The 20846-nt window shown below is 66.2% G+C and carries 21 protein-coding genes and 2 pseudogenes; 14 read left to right on the plus strand and 9 right to left on the minus strand.

Annotated elements, in window-relative coordinates; translation table 11 throughout:
- From BU28_RS0115830 to BU28_RS0115840, 3 genes are all read right to left on the minus strand, one after another.
- Positions 1–3164, minus strand: a 3164-nt coding sequence (locus tag BU28_RS0115830; RefSeq protein ID WP_028720332.1) for an error-prone DNA polymerase, incomplete at its 3' end; no start/stop codon positions are given.
- Entirely contained in the window at positions 3161–4642 is a 1482-nt protein-coding gene (locus tag BU28_RS0115835; protein ID WP_028718922.1) for a Y-family DNA polymerase, read from the minus strand. The genes BU28_RS0115830 and BU28_RS0115835, both read right to left, overlap by 4 nt.
- Positions 4563–5318, minus strand: a complete 756-nt coding sequence (locus BU28_RS0115840; RefSeq protein ID WP_028718921.1) for an ImuA family protein — start codon at positions 5316–5318, stop codon at positions 4563–4565. The genes BU28_RS0115835 and BU28_RS0115840 overlap by 80 nt, the downstream gene beginning before the upstream one ends.
- A 110-nt stretch (positions 5319–5428) precedes the next feature.
- Between BU28_RS0115840 and BU28_RS0115845 the strand changes: the two genes are divergently transcribed.
- Positions 5429–6121, plus strand: a complete 693-nt coding sequence (locus tag BU28_RS0115845) for an SOS response-associated peptidase (protein WP_269845846.1) — start codon at positions 5429–5431, stop codon at positions 6119–6121.
- Positions 6121–6411 carry a hypothetical protein gene (locus tag BU28_RS0115850; protein ID WP_028718919.1) on the plus strand — a complete coding sequence of 97 codons (291 nt, stop codon included), beginning with the start codon at positions 6121–6123 and terminating at the stop codon, positions 6409–6411. Before BU28_RS0115845 ends, BU28_RS0115850 begins: the two co-directional genes overlap by 1 nt.
- A gap of 270 nt (positions 6412–6681) precedes the next feature.
- Here the strand turns inward: BU28_RS0115850 and BU28_RS0115855 are convergent, their stop codons facing one another.
- Entirely contained in the window at positions 6682–7149 is a 468-nt protein-coding gene (locus BU28_RS0115855; protein WP_036763132.1) for a GNAT family N-acetyltransferase, read from the minus strand.
- 184 nt (positions 7150–7333) lie between these two features.
- Positions 7334–7591 carry a LysE family transporter gene (locus tag BU28_RS24860; RefSeq protein ID WP_233145079.1) on the minus strand — a complete coding sequence of 86 codons (258 nt, stop codon included), beginning with the start codon at positions 7589–7591 and terminating at the stop codon, positions 7334–7336.
- 127 nt (positions 7592–7718) lie between these two features.
- On the opposite strand from BU28_RS24860, the gene BU28_RS0115865 reads away from it, so the two are divergent.
- Positions 7719–7997 (plus strand): hypothetical protein, encoded by a 279-nt coding sequence (locus tag BU28_RS0115865; protein ID WP_028720334.1) that lies wholly within the window; start codon positions 7719–7721, stop codon positions 7995–7997.
- A gap of 49 nt (positions 7998–8046) precedes the next feature.
- Here BU28_RS0115865 and BU28_RS23360 read toward each other — a convergent pair whose 3' ends face one another.
- Positions 8047–8982 carry a LysR substrate-binding domain-containing protein gene (locus tag BU28_RS23360; protein WP_051578258.1) on the minus strand — a complete coding sequence of 312 codons (936 nt, stop codon included), beginning with the start codon at positions 8980–8982 and terminating at the stop codon, positions 8047–8049.
- A gap of 108 nt (positions 8983–9090) precedes the next feature.
- On the opposite strand from BU28_RS23360, the gene BU28_RS0115875 reads away from it, so the two are divergent.
- From BU28_RS0115875 to BU28_RS0115915, 9 genes are all read left to right on the plus strand, one after another.
- Positions 9091–10155, plus strand: a complete 1065-nt coding sequence (locus BU28_RS0115875) for an ABC transporter substrate-binding protein (RefSeq protein WP_051578259.1) — start codon at positions 9091–9093, stop codon at positions 10153–10155.
- Between the two features lie 117 nt (positions 10156–10272).
- Positions 10273–11385: an ABC transporter ATP-binding protein gene (locus BU28_RS0115880; RefSeq protein WP_028720336.1), complete on the plus strand. Its 1113-nt coding sequence runs from the start codon at positions 10273–10275 to the stop codon at positions 11383–11385.
- Positions 11382–12284, plus strand: a complete 903-nt coding sequence (locus BU28_RS0115885; RefSeq protein WP_051578260.1) for an ABC transporter permease — start codon at positions 11382–11384, stop codon at positions 12282–12284. Before BU28_RS0115880 ends, BU28_RS0115885 begins: the two co-directional genes overlap by 4 nt.
- Positions 12281–13081: an ABC transporter permease gene (locus BU28_RS0115890; RefSeq protein WP_028720338.1), complete on the plus strand. Its 801-nt coding sequence runs from the start codon at positions 12281–12283 to the stop codon at positions 13079–13081. The genes BU28_RS0115885 and BU28_RS0115890 overlap by 4 nt, the downstream gene beginning before the upstream one ends.
- The gene (locus BU28_RS0115895) at positions 13078–14205 is read left to right on the plus strand and encodes an NAD(P)/FAD-dependent oxidoreductase (protein WP_028720339.1); all 1128 of its coding nucleotides are present in this window, start codon (positions 13078–13080) and stop codon (positions 14203–14205) included. Before BU28_RS0115890 ends, BU28_RS0115895 begins: the two co-directional genes overlap by 4 nt.
- Positions 14189–14515 carry a (2Fe-2S)-binding protein gene (locus tag BU28_RS0115900; RefSeq protein WP_028720340.1) on the plus strand — a complete coding sequence of 109 codons (327 nt, stop codon included), beginning with the start codon at positions 14189–14191 and terminating at the stop codon, positions 14513–14515. The genes BU28_RS0115895 and BU28_RS0115900 overlap by 17 nt, the downstream gene beginning before the upstream one ends.
- Positions 14512–15921 (plus strand): FAD/NAD(P)-dependent oxidoreductase, encoded by a 1410-nt coding sequence (locus BU28_RS0115905; RefSeq protein WP_028720341.1) that lies wholly within the window; start codon positions 14512–14514, stop codon positions 15919–15921. The genes BU28_RS0115900 and BU28_RS0115905 overlap by 4 nt, the downstream gene beginning before the upstream one ends.
- Entirely contained in the window at positions 15918–17060 is a 1143-nt protein-coding gene (locus tag BU28_RS0115910) for an NAD(P)/FAD-dependent oxidoreductase (protein WP_028720342.1), read from the plus strand. Before BU28_RS0115905 ends, BU28_RS0115910 begins: the two co-directional genes overlap by 4 nt.
- 30 nt (positions 17061–17090) lie before the next feature.
- A complete protein-coding gene (locus BU28_RS0115915; protein WP_028720343.1) occupies positions 17091–17435 on the plus strand; it encodes a RidA family protein in 345 nt (114 codons plus the stop codon).
- A gap of 308 nt (positions 17436–17743) precedes the next feature.
- On the opposite strand, the pseudogene BU28_RS24865 reads toward BU28_RS0115915, so the two are convergent.
- Positions 17744–18065 (minus strand): annotated as a pseudogene (locus BU28_RS24865) (IS66 family transposase); the annotation flags it as partial.
- Between the two features lie 54 nt (positions 18066–18119).
- A pseudogene (locus tag BU28_RS26820) lies at positions 18120–18215 on the minus strand (hypothetical protein); the annotation flags it as partial.
- A 772-nt stretch (positions 18216–18987) separates the two neighbouring features.
- Here BU28_RS26820 and BU28_RS25595 point away from each other — a divergent pair.
- Both BU28_RS25595 and BU28_RS0115925 read left to right on the plus strand, forming a co-directional pair.
- Positions 18988–19314, plus strand: coding sequence for a hypothetical protein (locus tag BU28_RS25595; RefSeq protein WP_143809808.1), 327 nt, complete (start codon positions 18988–18990; stop codon positions 19312–19314).
- 119 nt (positions 19315–19433) lie between these two features.
- Positions 19434–20123, plus strand: coding sequence for a hypothetical protein (locus BU28_RS0115925; RefSeq protein WP_036763135.1), 690 nt, complete (start codon positions 19434–19436; stop codon positions 20121–20123).
- A 35-nt stretch (positions 20124–20158) separates the two neighbouring features.
- Here BU28_RS0115925 and BU28_RS0115930 read toward each other — a convergent pair.
- Positions 20159–20846: Ldh family oxidoreductase (locus BU28_RS0115930; RefSeq protein ID WP_028720346.1), on the minus strand; the 688-nt coding region annotated here is incomplete at its 5' end.

Genomic DNA, 20846 nt, shown 5'->3' on the forward strand with positions numbered 1-20846 from the left:
AGGTGCAGGTCGCGGATGAACATGTCGCGGGGCTTCGGGTGCCGGGGGTCGGGGGTAGGGCAGGCGTTGTGGAATTCGTCGCCACGGCCGTGCGGCAGGGGGAAGGCGCCCCGGCTTCCGACGCTGGCGAGGGCGTCCGAGAGATCTGTGAGGCGGTGGACGACAAAATGCACCACCTCGCCCTCGCGCTGGATCATCCCGTGCGCGGCGATCATGCTGGCGGCGAGGATGATGCGGCGGTTGGCCTCGAAGACCTTGGGCCAGACTACGAGATTGGCGATGCCGGTTTCGTCTTCGAGCGTGATGAACATGGTGCCCTTGGCCGAGCCGGGGCGCTGGCGCACCAGCACCAGGCCCGCGACTGCGGCCCAGTGGCGATTGGGCAAGGCCATGGCGTCAGTGCAGGTCAGGATGCGGCGCCGCGCCAGATCCCCCCGCAGGAAGGCCACCGGATGCCGACGCAGGGACAGGCCGGTGCGGCTGTAATCCTCGACCACCTCGCGGCCGGCGGTCATCGGGCGCAGGGCGGCGGCGGGCTCGTTGCCCTCGAGCGCGGCGAAGAGCGGCAGGTCGGTGTCGGGCAGGCCCTTGATGGCCCAGACGGCCTGGCGCCGCGACAGGCCGAAGGCGTGGAACCCGTCGGCCTCGGCGATGCGGGTCAGGGCAGCCAAGGGCACACGGGCGCGGCGCCAGAGGTCCTCGACCGAAGCGAAGGGGGCGGCACGGGCGATCTGTCGGGCATGGGCCTCGGCCAGTCCCTTGACCATGCGCAGGCCCAGCCGGATCGCGAAGCGGCTGTCCATCGGTTCCAGCGTGCAGTCCCAATCCGAGGCATTGACGCAGACCGGCCGCACCTCGACCCCGTGGTCCTGGGCATCGCGCACGATCTGGGCGGGGGCATAAAAGCCCATCGGCTGGCTGTTCAGCAGCGCCGCGCAGAAGGCATCGGGGTGCCAGCACTTGAGCCAGGCGGAGGCATAGGCGACCAGCGCAAAGCTGGCCGCGTGGCTTTCGGGAAAGCCGTATGAGCCGAAGCCCTCAAGCTGCCTGAAGGTCCGCTCGGCGAAGTCGCGTGGGTAGCCGCGCGCCTCCATGCCCGCGATCAGCTTGTCGCGAAAGGCGCTGACGCCGCCGGTGAACTTGAACGTGGCCATCGACTTCCTGAGCATGTCGGCCTCGCCCGGGGTGAAGCCCGCGCATTCGATGGCGACGCGCATTGCCTGCTCCTGGAACAGCGGCACGCCCAGCGTCTTGCCCAGCACCCTTTCCAGCTCGGGCCTGGGGTATTCGACCGGCTCGAGGCCGGCGCGGCGGCGCAGGTAGGGATGCACCATGTCGCCCTGGATCGGACCCGGGCGCACGATCGCGACCTGAATGACCAGATCGTAATAGGTGCGGGGCTTGAGGCGCGGCAGCATCGCCATCTGCGCCCGGCTCTCGATCTGGAAGGCGCCGAGCGTATCGGCCCTGCGGATCATCGCATAGGTGCGCGGATCCTCGGCGGGGATGGTGGCGAGGTCATGCTGCGCGCCCTTGTGCCGTGCCACCAGCGCCAGGCCCTTGGCCATGCAGGTCAGCATGCCGAGGGCCAGGATGTCGACCTTCATGAACTTAAGCGCGTCGATGTCGTCCTTGTCCCATTCGATGATCTGGCGATCCTCCATCGCGGCGGGTTCGATCGGCACCAGATCATCCAGCCGGTCATGGGTCAGCACGAAGCCGCCGGGATGCTGGGACAGGTGGCGCGGCGCGCCCATCAGCTGCCGGGCGAGATCGACAGTCAGGCGCAGGCGGCGGTCGGCGGGGTTCAGGTTCAGCTCGGCCAGTTGCGCGTCGGTGACGCCCTCGTCGGACCAGGCCCAGATCAGCGACGAGAGCGCCGTGATCAGGTCCTCGGGCAGGGCCATGGCCTTGCCGACATCGCGCAGCGCGCCCTTGGCGCGGTAGCGGATGACGGTCGCGGTCAGCGCGGCCCGGTCGCGGCCATAGGTGCGGTAGATCCACTGAATCACCTCCTCGCGGCGCTCGTGTTCGAAATCCACGTCGATGTCGGGCGGTTCGCGGCGCTCCTCGCTGACGAAGCGCTCGAACAGCAGGTCGTTGCGGCTGGGGTCGATGGCGGTGATGCCAAGGACATAGCAGACCGCCGAGTTCGCCGCCGATCCGCGCCCCTGGCACAGGATGTTCTGCGACCGGGCGTAACGGACGATGCTGTGCACGGTCAGGAAATAGGGCGCATAGTCCAGCCGGCCGATCAGGGTCAGCTCATGGTTCAGCGCCTGTGTCACCTCGGGCGGGATGCCTTCGGGATAGCGCGCCGCGGCGCCCGCCCAGGTCAGGCGGGCCAGCGTCTCCTGCGCGGTCAGGGCGGGATCCTCGCGTTCCTCGGGATATTGATAGCGCAGGTCCGCGAGGTCGAAGCGGCAGCGGTCCATGATCTCGATGCTGCGGGCCAGGGCCTCGGGATAGCGGGCGAAGAGGCGCGCCATTTCCTGCGGCGGCTTCAGATAGCGGTCGGCGTGACGCTCGCGGCGATGGCCAAGCGCCTCGACGGTGCAATTGTGGCGGATCGCCGTCACCACGTCCTGAAGGATGCGGCGCGAGGGCTCGTGGAAGAGGACGTCATTGGTGACGACGGTCGGCACGCCGGCCCGGGCGGCAAGGTTTGCAAGCTCGTGCAGGCGCAGCTGGTCGTTCGGACGGCGGCGCAGCGTCAGGGCGAGGTAGGCGCGGTCGCCGAACAGCTCGCGCAGGCGACGCAGGCGCAGGGCGCAGGCGTCGTCGGCCCGGTCGGGGACGAGGATGGCGATCAGCCCCTCGGCATGCTCGGCCAGATCCGACCAGTGCAGATGACACGCCGCCTTGCCGGCACGAGACTTGCCGAGCGTCAGCAAGCGGCAGAGCCGCGACCAGGCCGGCTTGTCGGTCGGATAGACCAGCACCGACATGCCGCAGGTCAGATCCAGACGGCAGCCCGCGACCAGCCGGACGCCGGTGGCCTTGGCCGCCTCCCAGGCGCGCACGAGGCCCGCGACCGAATTGCGGTCCGCCACGCCAAGCGCCTCGATGCCCAGGGCCGCCGCCGTGGCGAAGAGGTGCTCGGCCGAGGAGGCACCCCGCAGGAAGGAGAAGTCCGAGGTGACCTGAAGCTCGGCATATCTCATCCGAAGACCCCGTGCAGGAACCAGCGATGCGAGCCGGTGGCGGCGTCCTCGCCGTCGCCGGCGCGAAAGATCCACAGGCGTTCGCCGGCCTCGTCCTCGACGCGGAAATAGTCGCGCACGGCGATGCGCTCGGCCTCGCGCGTCCACCATTCGCCAAAGATGCGCTCGGGGCCGTCGGCACGGGCGATGCGGCGGCGCACCCCGCGCCAGGCGATCCAGACCGGCGGCTGGTCGGGCAGCAGCGCCATCGCCTCGATGGGATCGGGGCGCGGCAGCAGACGCGACGGGCGCGGCCAGTGGTCGGGCCAGCCCGCGCCGCTGTCCTCGGCCAGCGCGGGGATGCGGCGGGCGGATCGTTCGGGCACGTCGCTTTCGACCGGGGCGATGCGGTAGATGGCGTGGAACCCGACGCGGTTCGCCAGGATGTCGATCAGGCCGGCGAGGTCCGGCGCCTCGGGCGCCAGCGTGCTGATCTGGCGTGCGCCCAGGGGCTCGGTGACGGTCGCGGCCAGGGTCATGATCTCGATCCCGAAGCCGGGGGCGATGCCGGGGATCTTGTCGCACAGAAGCCGGGTCAGGCGGGCGGGATCGCGCTGCGGCACGGCCAGGCCCACGCGCACGGTTTGCAACTCGCGGTCGACGCGGTGGCAGATCAGGTCCAGGCGCCGGGCGCCCATGCCCCGCGCCTCCAGCGCGTCGCAGAGCGCGGCGACCAGCTTGGCGATGTAGCGGGCGATGGTCTCGGGCGCGGCGATGGGTTCGGCAAAGGCGCGGCGGGCCTCGATCAGGCCCTCGGGGCGCAGGGCGTCGATGGGCTCGGGGGCATCGCCGAACATCTGGTCGATGCGGCGGCACAGTCCAGGGCCAAAGCGGCGGGTCAGCGGCGCGCGGGGCTGGGCCATGAGATCGCCGATGCGGCCAAAGCCCATGTCGCGCAGCCCGGCCACGGTGGCCGCGGGCAGGCGCAGCGCCTCGGGCGGCATGTCCGCCAGCGCGCCGCCGAACCGCGCCAAGGCATGCGCGGCGCCCCATGTGTCGGCCACCGCCGCCCGCGCCGTCACCCCCGACAGCGCGAGCCGACCGGTCAGCGCCGCGAGCAGCGCCTCCTCGCCGCCATGCAGATGCGCGGCGCCGGTCGCGTCGATGACGATCCCGTCCGGCGGATCGACCGCGACGATGGGCGCGATGCGTTGCAGGATCCAGAACGCCAGGCGCTCGAGGCTCGCCAGATCCGCCGCCACGTCCGCGGGTTCGATCCTGAGATCGGGCACCAGGGCCTGCGCCTTGCTGACCGGCATGCCCGGTTTGAGGCCCAGGCCCGCCGCTGCGGCATCCACGGCCGTGAGCACGCGGCGATTGCCGACGCGCCCCGCGAGGACCAGTGGCCTGTCCGGCGGCCTATCCGAAGGCGTGCCGTCCTGCCGCCGCAGCCGATCCACCGGCCACAGCGGCAGGAAGACCGAGATGACCCGTGCCATCGCATGCCTCCAGTTCCAGATCGAAGGAATCCCCCGCCCGCGCGCGCAAGAGTTCCACCAGCCAGCGCGCCCGGCCCACCCCCGGCGCCGGCAGCGGCGAGGATGGCAGCACAGACACCCGCCAGCGCGTCATCGCCGCCGTCGGCTGGCCGAAGTCGCTGGCATCAAGCTGCCTGCGCCAGCGGCGCAGGGCGATGCCGGTGGTGCCCGAGGTCTTGGCGGCCAGATGCAGGCGGCGCGAGGCGGTCATCGACAGCCGCGCCACATCCGCCACCACGGCGGCCAGGCTGCCATGGCGCAGCCCTTCCTCCATGCAGGCGAGAACGGCGGTGTCGTCGCCCGCCTCGACATGGATCACGCGACCGGGCGGCAGGCCGGCCTGTTCCAGCCCCGGTGCGAAGAGGTCGGCCTGCGTCACGCACCAGAGCACCTGCCCGGGCAGGCGCGCCGCGATCCCGGCGGCAAAACAGGCCGCCGCCGCGCCATCGACGGCGCCGTTTCCGCCGCCCGCAACTTCGTGCAGACAGCCAAGCGCCAGCCCGCCCTTGGGCAAGCGTCGGTCAAGTTCGGCCAGGCCGAACGGCAGCGCCGCCTGCGGCGGGCCGTGGTCGCCCTCGATCGCTGCGATCCGCTGCCGCAGCGCCACGAGAGCCGGATCGGATCGGGGCGCTGACATGGCAGTGTCGGGCTCCTGTCTGAATGGGACTCTGGGTTATATGTTCACCATTCGTTCCATAAACCCCGCATGTCAATCCGTCGCATGGCCTTTGTGATCCTTGCCTGGCTGTGCCAGCATGGTGCGAAAATTCCTGTGAAGGAGGAGGTCGCCCCATCTGCAACCTGTATAACCTGACCACGAACCAGCAGGCGATCCGCGATGTTGTCGGGGCCATGTCCGACAGCCTCGGCAACCTCGAGCCGTCGCTGGATGTCTATCCCGATCGTTCGGCGCCGGTGGTGCGCAATACCGGCAGCGGTCGCGATCTGGCGCGCCTGACCTGGGGGATGCCCACGCCGCCGCAGTTCCTGAAGGCGCCGGATGCGCCGGACACCGGCGTGACGAACATCCGCAACACCGCCAGCCCGCATTGGCGGCGCTGGCTTGGAACCGCCCATCGCTGCGTGGTGCCCGCCACGGCCTTCTCGGAATATGGGGCCAGGCCCGATCCGGTGACAAAGCGCAAGCCGCTGCACTGGTTTGCGCTGGACCCGACGCGACCGCTGTTCTTCCTTGCCGGGATCTGGACACCGTGGCAGGGCACGCGGGGCTCGGCGAGGACGCCCCGGACCGGGGACCACCAGCTCTTCGCCTTTCTGACCTGCGAGCCCAACGCCGTGGTCGGACGGATCCATCCCAAGGCCATGCCGGTGATTCTGACCTCCGCGACCGACATCGACACCTGGCTGAGCGCGGACTGGCCTGAGGCCCGTCATCTGCAGCGACCGCTCGACGACGATCAGCTGATCGAGCTGGACTGATGCCGCTCGTCACCCCGGATGGGCGCTATATCGTCGTGCGCGGGCGGCTCTGGCGGGCGACGAACCCGAGCCTTCCCGAGCCTGAGCGGCAGCGGCTGACGGAAGCGCTGATGGATGCCCGCCGCGCAGTGAAGGCGGCCCGGGCGGCGGCCGACCGGGACGCCGAGGACGCCAAACAGGCCCTGGGCGAGCGCGGCCCGGTCTGGTGGACAGACGGCGCGCCGGACCTGAACCGCAAGATGGCCAGGAACACAGCCTACGCCGATTGGTTTGCATCCGTCGGCGGGTGATCTTCCATGCCGCCAAGCCGCGCTCGACGCATGGCTCGTCCTTGGCCGGGCGGGGCCGCCAACAGACCTTGGCCCATGCGCCTGGCAGCAGTGGGCAGGAGAAGGTGGCCATAGCGGGAGGCCGGCAGGGTGGGAGGGCGACGCGAAGCTCCAGGCGATCATGCTTCCCGCGCGCCAAGGGGGCATATCTTGCAGGTCGAAGACGCCCACGCTGGTCATTGGGCTCTGTGCGTCGATGCTGCTTGGGCGTAGGATGGCAACGATGCGGGACTAAGCCGCCTCTCGAGGAAGAACTTTTCTCATGAAAACGCGACGGAAACCCTCTTCCTCGGCACGCTTGTATTCCTCCCAGCCCAATCGGGGATAGATCTTTAGATTCTCGTGCATCAACTCGTTGGTGTAGAGGCGAAGTTCGCTCCTCCCTTCTTGCCGGGCGAACGCGTCAGCGTAATCGAGAAGCTTTCTGCCGTGGCCTTGGCCTTGGTATGCCTTCCCCACGGCCACGTTGCTGACCAGCAGATGATCTGGCTTGGTTCTCAGGACGATGAGGCCGGCAAGGTTATCGCCCACCGCAAGCACCCATACGGTCCCTGACGCGACAAGCGCGGTATAGTCCTCGGTCATGGGGGCAGGTTTGCAGCCAATTCTTTGGATATAGTGCGAATAGGCCTCATCGACGATCTTCTCGATGTTCCCCACATCCTGAACGGTGGCCGACCGGATTATCGCTTGTCGCATTCTTCGTAGATCCTCCGATGTGGCCTTCAGCCTAGTATCAGCTCGGCCGTCTGCAAAGGACTCTGAACGCTGATGATGCCCTTGTCATGCCGGCGCCGGTCGTGCTGACGAGAATGCCGGACGCATCGGACATTCGCTACCGGGTGATGTCAATCGCCGCGGATTCTATGATTCTCGCGTCTGATCAGGTTTGGCCTGCAAGCAACTTGATCCCCGCAAAGGTGAAGAACACCCCTAATCCCGCGTCGATCCATCTGCGACTGCGATCATAGGCCCTGACGACGCGCTTGGTAGAAAAGGCAACGGCATAGGCGATGTGCCCGACAACCGAGAGGATCGTGGTTCCGACTACGATAACGAATGCGGTTGAGGCTGGCGCAGTGTGTGCAAGGCCGAGTGACATGATTGCGACCCATGTCAATGCCGCCTTCGGGTTGGTCATCTGAACTGTTAGGGAAGAGCTGAATCGCCTGCGCTCGAGGTGACCGGCGCGCTGATGTCGCTGATCCCGGCCATCGCCATCGGCCGGATCTGGACGCAGGGCCGCGCGACGACCGGCGCGGCCTGGCATGCATGTCGCGGGCCGGGTGTCGGAATTCGTGCGCCGAGACCTGCCGGGCTATGTCGGGCAGATCGTCTTGTGGTTCACGGCGGCCTTTATCGGCAGTCTGGGGGGCTTGCCCCAACAGATGGGCATCGGGCCCGCGGCGCTGGTTGCGGCGATCACCGGGGGCTGGGCGATCAGTGCGGCGGCATGGCCCTTTACCGCCTTGGTGCTGCTGGTCGGCAGCTATGCGCAGGTGTCGCTGCCCGGGTCGGGCTGGTCTGGAACGGCCCCTATGCGCTGATCATGGGCGCGGTGCTGTCGGTCTGGGTGGCGGTGCTGGCGCGGCTGCTTTAGGCCCCCGCGCGGCGATTTCCGGGCAGGGTGAATGCGCCGGGCTCGGCCAGCAGACCCCGGCGCAGATGGTCGATCAGCACCTGTGCGATGGCCGACGTCGGCTCCCATGCCGAGGTATAGAGCCACATTGTCATGTGCGGCATGGGCGTGATCGGCAAAAAGCGGATGCCCTCGCCCATCCAGCCCATGCGCGCGAGTGCTGGCACGATGGCAAAACCGAAGCCCTGACTGACCAGAACGCAGGCGCTGTCGGCCATCTGCACCTTGGCGCGGGGATCGACGCGAGCCCCGGCATGGCCAAGCGCCTCGATGATCACGCGCTGGGACTGGTCGTCGCGCCCCAGAGAAATCATCCGCTCGCCATTCAGATCGGCAAGGTCGATCAGATCGGCGCCTGCCAGACGGTGATTGGCGGGCAGGGCGCAGAGCATGTTCATGTCCATGAACGGGTGGCAGACGATGCCCGGCGATTGCGTCGGGATCAGCGAGATGCCGAAATCCGCCGCCCGCGCCGCCATCGCCTGCGCAATATCCGGCGAGTTCTGGGACATGATGGTGATCTCGACATCGGGGCGGCTGTCGAGGAAGGGCCCGACCAATTGCGGCAGCACCCGCATTCCCAGTGCCGGAAAGGCAGTCATCGACACTTCCCCGCGGTCGCTGTCGCGGATGGCGCGGGCGGTGTTTTCGATGCGCTCGACCCCGGTCATGAATTTCTCGGTTTCCGAAAACAGCCTCCGCGCCTCGGGCGTTGGCAAAAGCCGGCCCTGACCGCGGGTGAACAGGGCAAAGCCGCAAGACGATTCGAATTGCTGCACTAGCTTGCTGATGGCGGGCTGGCTAACAAAGAGCATTTCGGCGGCCTTGGTCACCGAACCGCCCTTCATCACGGCATTGAACGCCTCGATCTGCCGGATATTGGGGCGTGCCATGCAATCACCATAACCAAATGGAATGAGTCTCTGAACTAAATTCAATTGTAACGGATTTGAAAAGGCCAAATCCTAAGGACAAGAAACAACCAAAACAGGGAAAGCCAGATGAAACACATTCGTGACGCCCGCACTGCCCTAAAGATCAGCGCGCTGACCACCACCGCCATGCTGTGCGCGCTGGCCATCGCCAGCCCCGCCGCCGCACAGCAAAAGACCCTGACCATCGGCGGCTATGGCGGTTCCTTCGAGACGCTGATGAAGGAATTGCTGATCCCGGAATTCGAAAAGACCCACGATGTGAAGATCGCCTTTGTCTCGGGCAATTCGACCGAGAATCTAGCACGTCTGCAGGCCCAGAAGGGCGCGCAGGAACTGGATGTTGTGCTGCTCGACGATGGCCCGATGTATCAGACCGACGCGCTGGGATTCTGCGCGCCGCTGGTCGATTCGCCGGTCAAGGCGGATGTCTATGATCTGGCCCGCATGGGCGAGAACGCCATCGGCATCGGCTTTGTCGCGACCGGCTTCACCTATAACAAGGACTGGTTCGAGCGCGAAGGCTGGGAGCCGCCGAAATCCTGGGCCGAGCTGCAGGACCCCAAATACGACCAGATCCTGTCGATCCCGTCGATTTCCAACACCTATGGCCTGCACGCGCTGGTGATGCTGGCACGCGGCGCGGGCGGTGGCGAGACAGATATCGAGCCGGGCTTTACCGCGATGAAGGACGAGGTCGGGCCGAATGTGCTGGTCTATGAACCCTCGGCGGGCAAGATGTCCGAACTGTTCCAGTCCGAAGAGATCGCGATTTCCGTCTGGGGATCGGGGCGCACCAAATCTCTGGCCGATACCGGCTTTGCCGCGGGCTTTGCCTATCCCGAGGACGGCGCGGTCGCGCTGTTGCTGGCCGCCTGTCCGGTGGTCGACAGCGATGTCCCCGAAGAGGCGCAGCAGTTCATCGACTTTCTGCTGGACCCCGAGGTGCAGGTGAAATTCGCCGATGCCATGGGCGCTGGTCCGGTCAATACCAAATCCGAATTGCCGCCCGAACTGGCCGAAAGCCTGCCCTATGGCGACAAGATCAAATCGCTGGTGACGGTCGACTGGAACACTATCAACCAGAACCGCGACGCGTGGACCCAACGCTGGGCGCGCGAGGTCGAACGCTGATCCGGCGGGCGTGACAATGCGGGTTGGGGACGGTTCGCCGACCCCAACCCCCAGCCCTTGGTCCCCGACCCGGACACCGCATCCCACCCCGGCATCCCCTAGGCACGGAGAATGCAGATGGCATTTCTAGAGCTGATCGGCCTGACCAAGCGGTTTGGCACGGTCACCGCCGTCGACCAGCTGAGTTTCAGCGTCGAGCGCGGCAGTTTCGTTTCCCTGCTGGGGCCTTCGGGCTGCGGCAAGACCACCACCTTGCAGATGATCGCAGGCTTCGAGGATGTGACCGCGGGTCGCATTCTGCTGAACGGGCGCGATCTGGCCGCCGTGCCCGCGCGGCATCGCGGCCTGGGCATCGTGTTTCAGACCTATGCGCTGTTCATGCATATGACCGTGGCCGAAAACGTGGCCTTTGGTCTGGAGATGCGCAAGGTCGACGCCGCCGAGCGCAAGCGCCGCGTGGCCAATGCGCTGGAGCTGGTGCATCTGTCGCATCTGGCCGACCGTTATCCGCGCGCCATGTCGGGCGGGCAGCGTCAGCGGGTCGCGCTGGCCCGCGCGCTGGTGATCGAGCCGGAACTGCTGTTGCTGGACGAACCGCTGTCGAACCTTGACGCCAAGCTGCGCGAGGAAATGCAGCTGGAACTGCGCCGCATCCAGCGCGAGGCGGGCGTCACCACGCTGCTGGTCACGCATGACCAGTCCGAGGCGATGGCGCTGAGCGATCAGGTCGTGGTGATGGAGCGCGGGCGGCTGCAACAGGTCGCGGCGCCCTTTGATGCCTATGAGACCCCCAGCACGCGCTTTGTCTCGGGCTTTCTGGGCAAGAGCAATTGCCTGGACGCGCATCTGATCGGTCAGGACGCCCAGGGCTCGGTTCTGGAACTGGGCGGGCAGCGCATGGCCGGGCCAGCCACCGAGGCCAGCCCCGGCCCGGTTCTGGTCGCGCTGCGCCCCGAGCGGATCGATCTGGTTGGCGCGGGGCAGGGCATTGTCAGCGGCACGGTCAGCGAGCAGGTGTTTCTGGGCGATCAATGGCTGCTCAAGGTCGAAACGCCGCTGGGGCCGCTGGTCCTCTTGCGCCGCAATATCGGCGCGACAGAGGCGGCACCGGGCGAGACCGTGCATCTGTCATGGGCGCGCGACCATCTGCGTATCCTGCCTGCCGATACCGATATGGCAGCGGGCGACGTTCGGGCCAGAATTGGGGCCAAAGCTGGGGCCGTGTCATGACGCTGGTGTCGACCGACCGGCCTGAGGCCGCCGCGTCCAGGGTGCTGGCGCCGCAAACCCGCCGCTGGCTGCTATCGGCACCGATGCTGGTCCTGTTTGCGGTGATGCTGCTGGTGCCCTTGCTGATGACGCTGATCCTGAGCTTTAACAGCTTTGATTTCTATGGCGGCATCGGCAGTGACTTGAGCCTTGCCAATTACGCCGATGTGCTGGGCGACAGCTATTTCTATGAAATCTTTGGCCGCACATTCGGCATCGCGCTGGCCGTCACGGCGATCTGTGCCGCGCTGGGTGTGCCGCTGGCATGGTTTCTGAACCGGATGACGCCGTTCTGGCGCTCGATCATGGTGCTGGTCGTGCTGGGGCCATTGCTGATTTCGGTGGTGGTGCGCACGCTGGGCTGGGCGATCATTCTGGGCAGCAAGGGGGTGCTGAACACCGCGCTGTTGAATATCGGCCTGATCGAGCGGCCGATCAAGCTGATGTATACCTCTGGCGGCATCGTTTTGGCGCTGGCGCATGTGATGGTGCCCTATATGGTGCTGGCGGTCTGGGCCGCGCTGCAACGCGCCGACCCCTCGGCCGAGGCCGCGGCGGAATCGCTGGGCGCGGGGCCGTTCACGGTGTTTCGCCGCATCGTGGTGCCGCAGGCGATGCCGGGCGTGCTGTCGGGGTCGCTGATCGTGTTCGCGCTGTCGGCATCGGCATTCGCCACGCCCGCCATCATCGGCGGACGGCGGGTCAAGGTCGCGGCGACCGCCGTGCATGACGAATTCATGAACACGCTGAACTGGCCGCTGGGTGCCGCGATCGCCATGATTCTGGTCGTCGCCATCATGGCCGTGATGCTGAGCTGGAGCCGCCTCGTCGAGGCCCGTGTCGCAAAGGCCCACGCATGAAACACAACGGTCCCTTCGCCAAGGCGTTCTGCATCCTGTTCGCGCTGTTCATGCTGGCCCCGATTCTGGTGGTCGTGGGGGTGTCGTTCACGCCGACGGGTTATCTGGAATTTCCGCCCAGCGGCATTTCGCTGCGCTGGTTCCGCGCCATTCTGGACAATCCCGATTTCATCGTCGCGGCCTGGATCAGCCTGAAACTGGCGCTGATCGCGGCCACGGTCGCCACGCTGTTTGCGGTGCCGGCGGCGCTGGCCATCGGGCGCGGCAGTTTCCGGGGCCGCGAGGCGCTGCTGGCGCTGTTCATGTCGCCCCTGATGGTGCCCACGGTGGTGCTGGGCATCGCCTTTCTGCGGTTCCTGACGCTGACGGGGATGAACGGCACCTTTACCGGCATGATGCTGTGCCATGTGGTCATCATCACGCCCTTTATTCTGCGGCTGGTTCTGGCATCCGTCGTCGGGCTGGATCTGTCCACCGAACGCGCCGCCATCGCCATGGGGGCATCGGACTGGACGGTGTTTCGCCGCATCACCCTGCCCACCATCCTGCCGGGGATCGTCGGCGGCTGGGTGCTGGCATTCATCACCAGCTTTGACGAGCTGACGGTGACGGTCTTTATCGCCAGCCCCTCGACCACGACGCTGCCGGTGCGGATGTTCTCGCATATCGCGCAGACGACCGATCCGCTGGTCGCCTCGGTCTCGACGGTGGCGATCCTGTTCACGGTGATCCTGATGCTGGTCGTGGACCGCCTTTACGGGCTCGACAAACTCCTGATCGGAGAAGGTAAGAAATGACTGTCAATGAACGCGCCGCCGACACATTGGTCGTGGGCGGTGGATTGGTCGGCGCCGCGCTGGCCTATGGGCTGGCGCGCGCCGGCGAGCGGGTGACCGTGCTGGACGAAGGCGATGTCGCGCTGCGCGCCAGCCGGGGGAATTTCGGGCTGGTCTGGGTGCAGTCCAAGGGCGACGGCATGCATGATTATGCGCGCTGGACCCGTCATTCCGCCGATCTGTGGACCGAATTCGCCGGGCTTCTGGAACAGGACAGCGGCATCTCGCCCGATTATGAAAAGCCGGGGGGCGTGCATTTCATGCTGTCCCATGACGAGCTGGAGCAAAAGCGCGCCCAGATCGCGCGGATGCACAACGTCAATGGCCCGGCCGGTTATGGCGCCGAGATCATCGACCGCCAGCAACTGGACGCGATGCTGCCCGGTCTGGGCCCGGATGTGGTGGGCGCCAGCTGGTCGCCCCATGACGGCCATGCAAGCCCCCTGAAGCTGCTGCGCGGGTTGCATGCGGCCATCGCCGCGCGCGGCTGCCGCTATGTGGCCGATGCCAAGGTCGAGCAGGTCGAGCGCGACGGGCAGGGCTTTTTCGCCCGCACCGCCAAGGGGGTGTTTCGCGGCGACAAGGTGGTGCTGGCGGCCGGGCATGGCAATTCATGGCTGGGCGATGCGCTGGGTCTGGACATCCCGCTGCGCCCGGAAAAGGGCCAGATCCTGGTGACCGAACGCGCCAGCCCGCTGTTGCCCATGCCGACGCATGTGCTGCGCCAGACCGTCGAGGGCACGATCATGATGGGCGACAGCCACGAGGATACCGGCTATTCGACCGACAGCACGACGCGGGTGATCGCCGATATTGCCCGCCATGCCGTGCGCTGTTTCCCGGCCATCGCCAAGCTGCGCGTGGTGCGCACATGGGGCGCGGTGCGGGTGCTCAGCCTGGACGGTTTTCCCATCTATCAGCAATCCGAAACCATGCCGGGCGCCTTTTCGGTCAATTGCCATTCGGGCGTGACGCTGGCGGGGGCGCATGTGCTGTCGCTGGCGCCGATGATCGCGCGCGGGCGGCTGGACGCCCCGGTCGAGGCCTTTACTGCAAGGAGATTTTCCCATGCCACGGCGCATTGAATCCGAGGGCGCGACCCTGGGCTTTACCTTCGAGGGCCGGGCCGTCACGGCGCGGGCCGGTGACAGCGTGGCCGCAGCCCTGATGGCGGCGGGGCTGCGCGATCTGCGCGACAGCGCCGTGTCGGGCCAGCCGCGCGGGGTCTATTGCATGATGGGCGCCTGTTTCGACTGTCTGGTCGAAATCGACGGCCAGCCCAACCGGCAGGCCTGCATGACCCCGGTGACCGAGGGGCTGGACGTGCGCCGCCAGCGCAGCACGGCGCAGATTGCGCTGATTGCGCTGATCGCAGAAAACGGGGTGTCATCATGATCCGCCATGTCGACATTGCCGTGATCGGCGCGGGCCCCGCCGGGATGGCCGCCGCGACCGAGGCCGCGCGCGCCGGGCTGAGCGTGACCGTTCTGGACGAGGCGCCCGCGCCCGGCGGCCAGATCTATCGCGGCATTGAAACCGCAGGGCCGCGCCGGATGCAGATTCTGGGCGCCGATTACGCCGAGGGGCGCGGCATCGCGCAGAGCTTTCGCGCCTCGGGGGCGGAATATCTGAGCGGCGCGCTGGTCTGGAACATCGGCACCGACCGGATGATCGACTATTCGCATCAGGGCGCGTCGCATCAATTGCAGGCCGGGGCGATCATCGCCGCGACCGGCGCGTTGGAGCGCCCGATGCCGGTGCCGGGCTGGACCTTGCCCGGCGTCACCACGGTCGGCGCCTTGCAGATCCTGCTGAAAGCATCTGGCGTGGTGGCCGAGGACGCGGTTCTGGTCGGCTCGGGGCCGCTGTTGTGGCTGCTGGCGGCGCAGATGGTCGATGCCGGTTGCCCGCCGCGCGCCGTGGTCGAGAACCTGCCGCGCGGGCGGATGCGTGCCGCATTGCCGCATATGCTGGGCGCGCTGCGGGCGCGGTCCTATCTGACCAAGGGGCTGGGCCTGATGCGCAAGGTGCGCCGGGCGGGCGTGCCCGTTCACCGCCATGCCAGCGATCTGGCCATCGAGGGCGGGGACGCGGCGCGCGCGCTGAGTTTCACCACCGCAGGCCGGGCGCAGCGGATCGAGACCACCACCATCGCGCTGCATCAGGGGGTGGTTCCCAACCAGCAGGTGACGCGGCTGATGCGCGCCGATCATCGCTGGGACCGTTCGCAGCATTGCTTTCGCCCGGTTCTGGACGAGAACGGCCTGACCTCGGTGCCGGGGCTTTATGTGGCCGGTGACGGCGCGGGCATCGGCGGGGCCAAGGCCGCAGCCCTGCAGGGGCGGCTGGTCGCGCTGGCCATTGCGGGCGCCGCCGGAAAGCCGGTCGATGGCGCGCGCATGGCCCGCCTGCGCGCCGGGCTGGCGCGTGACGCCGCGATCCGGCCGCTGCTGGAGACGCTTTATGCCCCCGCGCCCCAGATCCTGGCGCCTGCGGATGCCACCATCGTCTGTCGCTGCGAAGAGGTGAGGGCGGGCACCATCCGCCAGACCGTCGATCTGGGCGCGCCGGGGCCCAATCAGGTAAAATCCATGCTGCGCACCGGCATGGGCCCCTGTCAGGGGCGGGTCTGCGGGCTGGCCGTCGCGGGCATCATCGCCGCGCGCAAGGGCGAGGATCCGCAGGTCACCGATTACTATCGCATCCGCCCGCCGCTGAAGCCCATCGCCCTGAGCGAACTGGCTGCCTTTGCCCCGCAAGAGGCGGTGCCAGAAGTTGCGCCAGAGGTTGCGGCGGAATGACCGCCGCCGCCCACGCCGCAACCCATTCGGGGCGCACGGCCGACCTGCTGGTTATCGGCGGCGGCATCCATGGCTGTTCGGCGGCGCTGCATGCGGCGCTGCGCGGGATGTCGGTGATCGTGCTGGAAAAGGACAGCGTCGGACGCCATGCCTCGGGGGTGAATGCGGGCGGTGTGCGCCGCCTGGGCCGGCATTACGCCGAGGTGCCGATTTCCCAGCATTCCATGCAGATCTGGTATGGCATCAACGATCTTCTGGACGATGATTGTGGCTTTCAGATCGCGCCGCAGATCAAGGTGGCGGAAACGCAGGCCGAACTGAACGCGCTGGCGGCGCGCGCCGCAGATCTGAACGCGCTGGGGTTCGACCACGAGGTGATGCTGGACCGCGCGCAATTGCGCGCGCTGTTGCCCGCCGTGGCCGATCACGCGCTGGGGGGGCTTGCGGCATTGCAGGACGGGTTTGCCCAGCCCTATCAGACGACCTTTGCGTTTCAGCGCAAGGCGGCCGCGCTGGGGGTGCGCTTTCACGAGGGCTGTGCTGCGGGCGCGATCCGGCAAGAGGGCGGCGACTGGGTGGTCGAGACGCCGCAGGGCGCGTTTCGCGCGGCCAAGCTGCTGAACGCGGCCGGGGCCTGGGGCGGTGTGCTGGCGCAGTCGCTGGGCGAGCCGGCTCCGGTGCAGGCCATCGCGCCGATGATGATCGTGACCAACCGCCTGCCGCATTTCTGCGATGCGGTGGTGGGCGCGACGGGTCGGCCCCTATCGTTCAAGCAGATGCCCAATGGCACCGTGGTCATAGGCGGCGGGCGGCGCGGGCGTGCGGATGCCGCGCGCAACCTGTCGGAAATCCTGTTTCCCGAATTGCGGCTGACGGCGCAGACGGCGGCGGATCTGTTCCCGGTCATGCGCGGGGCCAATATCATTCGCAGCTGGTCGGGGGTCGAGGCCTGCATGCCCGACGAAATCCCGGTGATCGGGCCCTCGGCCCGGCATGCGGGTCTGTATCACGCCTTTGGCTTTTCCGCCCATGGGTTTCAGATGGGTCCCGGTGTGGGTGACATTCTGGCCGGGCTGATCGCCACGGGCGGCACGAACGCGCCTCTGGCGCCGTTTTCGATCGCGCGTTTTGCCGCGTGATCGCCATTTTCCCAACTGAAAGGACGAACTATGATTACGCGCCACATCCCAACCCGGATCAACCACCGTGTGGTCGAGGCCGGGGGCATCCTGCATTTCGGCGGGCTGATCGCCGATGACCTCAGCTTGGACATGAAAGGCCAGACTGCGCAGATCTGTCAAAAGATCGACGCGTTGCTGGCTCAGGTCGGATCGAGCAAGGACAAGCTGGTGACCGCCATGCTTTATATCACCGATTTCGACCAGAAAGAGGGCATGAACGAGGCATGGCTGGAATGGCTGCCCGCCGAGCATCTGCCCACCCGCGCCACCATCGGTGTGGCCGAACTGGGCAAGAATGTCCTGATCGAAGTGGTGGTTTCGGCCACCCGCTAAGCCCCGCGGCTCGCCCCCGGCCCCCGCCATGACGCAGTGCAGGGGCGGGCCTGCACCGCTGGTGCAATATGATGCCGCTGCCCTTATGGGCTTTGGCAGAGCCAGGGCCGGACCTCAGTCAGGTCACCCCCCAGGTCAGAGCAGGTAGCATGGCCCAGACCAGACATCCCCTTATCGTGATTGCCGCCGGTGCGGCGCTGTTTGTCTGTCAGCCCGTGCTGGCACAGGAGGATCTGCAGCAGGTCGTCACGCTGGACCCGATCTCCTTGCGCGCGCTGGATGCCGATGGCAGCGCGGCCGATCGCCAGGTCGCGGGCATAGTTCCCCTCCTGGCGATAGAGCGGAAGGCCGTCGGCGTATTTCGAGACGGCAATATGTGCCAGCAGCGCCTCGGTCGGCAGGTCGCTGTCGATGATATGCGCCGGGGCCAAGGCCTAAATAACGCCATCCCAAGCCTTGAACGCGTAATTGGGCCGGGCTAATGATCACCCGGAATGTCGCCGGGATCACATCCAACCGTTTCGACACGTCCTCGCCAATCAGCACCTTCTGCTTGCCCACGTGCTCTGGTAGTTCCTCGGGCTCGATCACCATCTCAACCCGCTCCAGATGCGGTGGGAAGCCCTCGCGCCAGCCGAACAGCGACGGCGGCGAAATCCCCAAGCGGCGGGCCAGTGCGGAAACGTTTACGCGAGGTTCCAGAGCTGCGGTGACCGCTCGCGCCTTGAACTCATCCGACCACCGGCGACGCTCCCCGAACGGCGCACCGTCCAGTCGCACAGCGATTGCCTCGACCAGCTACAAGCCACCAGTCGCAGGCATTGGCGTAGAACTAGGCGTAGACATGGAACCCCGGCGATCAGATCAACGCCAGCACCCTAGCCCAGTCCAGGCACGCCATTAACCCACTGGGTTTCCTTCCCGCTTACGAAGATACCGATGCTCGGTCCGGGTGATGATGCGCGCGCTGCGTTTCGGGCTTTCTGGGAGCAGGAACGCGCCAAGGCCTGGGCCGAGCTGAGCGGGAAAATCTGGAGCCCGAGGCCTTCGAGGCCCTCCACCAGGATACCCTGTTAGCGGCAAGCGCCCGCTGGCCGACCAGGTGATGACACGGCCTGAAGCCACTGGAATTCGCATCGAACAGATCTGGCAATATCATTTTGAGAGATGAAATGCGGCGCGAATTATCCGTATTTCCGCGAGGCAGAGATTTAGCCTTGGGTGCTCCTCTGGGTTGTAGAAGCCGATATCGCCATTCAGCTTGTTTACCTTTAATATTACCTAAAGGGAATTATCCGTAACTTCGGATAGGTTATCAGCATTGTTGAGCGTTTGCGGACGCATCTTCATTTGGTGTGCGAATCGGAAATTAGTAAAATGGGGGCATGAAGAACGATGCCGCCATATATATATCATTAGCCACCCGGTAACGCCCGCTGCAATTGCACGACACCTCGGCATTTGTGCCCCGATGGTGCGGTCGGCAATTGGCTATCTCGGGTGCCGGGTGCTGCCTGGTGGTCGCTATGACCTTGCCGACGTATGGCGGCGCATGTGGGGTGTCGATCGGGTGCCGAGGGCGTGGCTCGAGGCAATGGAAAGGCCGCTCCTTTCCATCGATACCGTGGCCGAAATGGTTGGCGTTCATCCGGCCACCATCCGCCGCGCGGGCAATACCCGCTCCCTGAAATGGCACCTCCCGGACCATTGCGACCTGGGCGACCGCACGCGGCGTTACCTTCCTCTTCATATCGAGGCCTGGCTTCGTGGGGAGGCACCGGAGGATTGGTTGAAGCGCCAATATCGGCCTGTCGGGCCGCTCGGCCTGCGCCTCAAAGGGGCAAGTAATTCCAAATATGGGGGCGCCATGCAGAATTAGCGCACAGTCCCAAAATAAGCGAACTTTATGACAAACACCGACGGAATTTCGGTAGTGGAAACGGAACAGGTGTTTGTCATTCCTCCAAAATCAACCGTAAAAACCGGAAATAACGAACAATGAAGCACAGCTTTCCCATCAAATCCGCGCCGTTGCATTCGGAAATGCCCGGACATGCGGACAATATGCAGGATGTCCTGATCTGGCTCCAGACCAGGCGCCCTTATGCCGCCCACGCGACCATCATCGATTACAAGGCTCAGATCGCGCGCATTCCCGAAATCTTCGGCGTCAACAATCTTCGCGATGTCGAGGCGGATGTTTCTCTGTTTGATCCTCGCCAGAAGCAGAACCGCTTTCCCGCCGAGCACTTCAAGAGCTACGAGGCCTGGCTGCGCTGGTCCGGCAAAATTATGGCCATGCTGCACCGGTTCCACGGAGAAACCGATGCGCGTCGCGAGCGCCGCGAGCGCCAAGATGGCTGGTCGCAACTCTTGGAATTTGCCAACCTTCAGGTCGGGGTGGGAACCGGGCGCTCTCCCAAAATGGTGATCCCGGTGCGGGTCTTGGCCGATGAGGCCCGCAAGTCCAAGGTCGAACCCCAGGCCCTCACCGGTGACTGGTTCGCCGCCCTCGGGGATCAGTTGCCGCGCGCTCGCAAGGATTCCGTTCGTCTTGCCCTCAAAAACCTCCACATCCTCGCAAGCCTTTCGTCTGACATCGCGACCATGCTTCCGATGGAGACCCTGCCGGAGTCGGCGCCTGTCCCATTAACCACGGGGAGGATTACCCAAGGAAAAGGCTTGTAGGTCGCTTTTTCGAGCGTGCGTGCATTCACAACAGATCAAGATCGGGCCAGTATCTCGATCCGAGCCAGCAGCGCTCGGGAGATCGCGACGCCTTCCCGCACGGACATCCGTCGGCTTTCCAGCCTGCGGGAGCCGGGCCGGCGGGCATTTCGCTCAGCGTCGATGGCTTGCAGAAGGGCGTCCAGTCTGTCCGCAAAGAAACTATTGGAGGTCAACGACGGATCGCAGGCAATAAAGAACTGCCCGGTGCGAGGCGGCCCACCCGACGTGCCGCTAAAGGGCGAGGCGTGGATCCCTAGCGTGGCGCCCGTCATGGCCGCGGCAAACAGCTCGACCATCAGCCCGATGCCAAAGCCCTTGTAGCCTCCGGAGGGCATCATCGCGCCTTTGAGTGCCGCGCCAGCATCGGTGGTCGGATTGCCCTCGGCATCCACGGCCCAGCCTTCTGGGATTGGTGTGCCGGCGGCGGCACGGCGGGCGATCTCGGATTTGGCGACCACGCTGGCGCTCTGGTCGATAACAAGCGCCGCCGCGCCCGCTCCATTCGGGACGCCCAGAGCGAATGGGTTGGTTCCGATGATAGGTTTTGCGCCCCCGACCGGAGCAATCGAGGCCGGTGCATTCGTGAAGCACAGCGACAGCAGCCCAGCGCTTGCGATCCGCTCAGCATGATGGCCCAAAACGCCGCAATTGTAGGAGTTCCGGATCGCGAGCGCGGCAATG

Source organism: Paracoccus yeei ATCC BAA-599 (genome assembly GCF_000622145.1).
GTDB classification, from domain to species: domain Bacteria; phylum Pseudomonadota; class Alphaproteobacteria; order Rhodobacterales; family Rhodobacteraceae; genus Paracoccus; species Paracoccus yeei.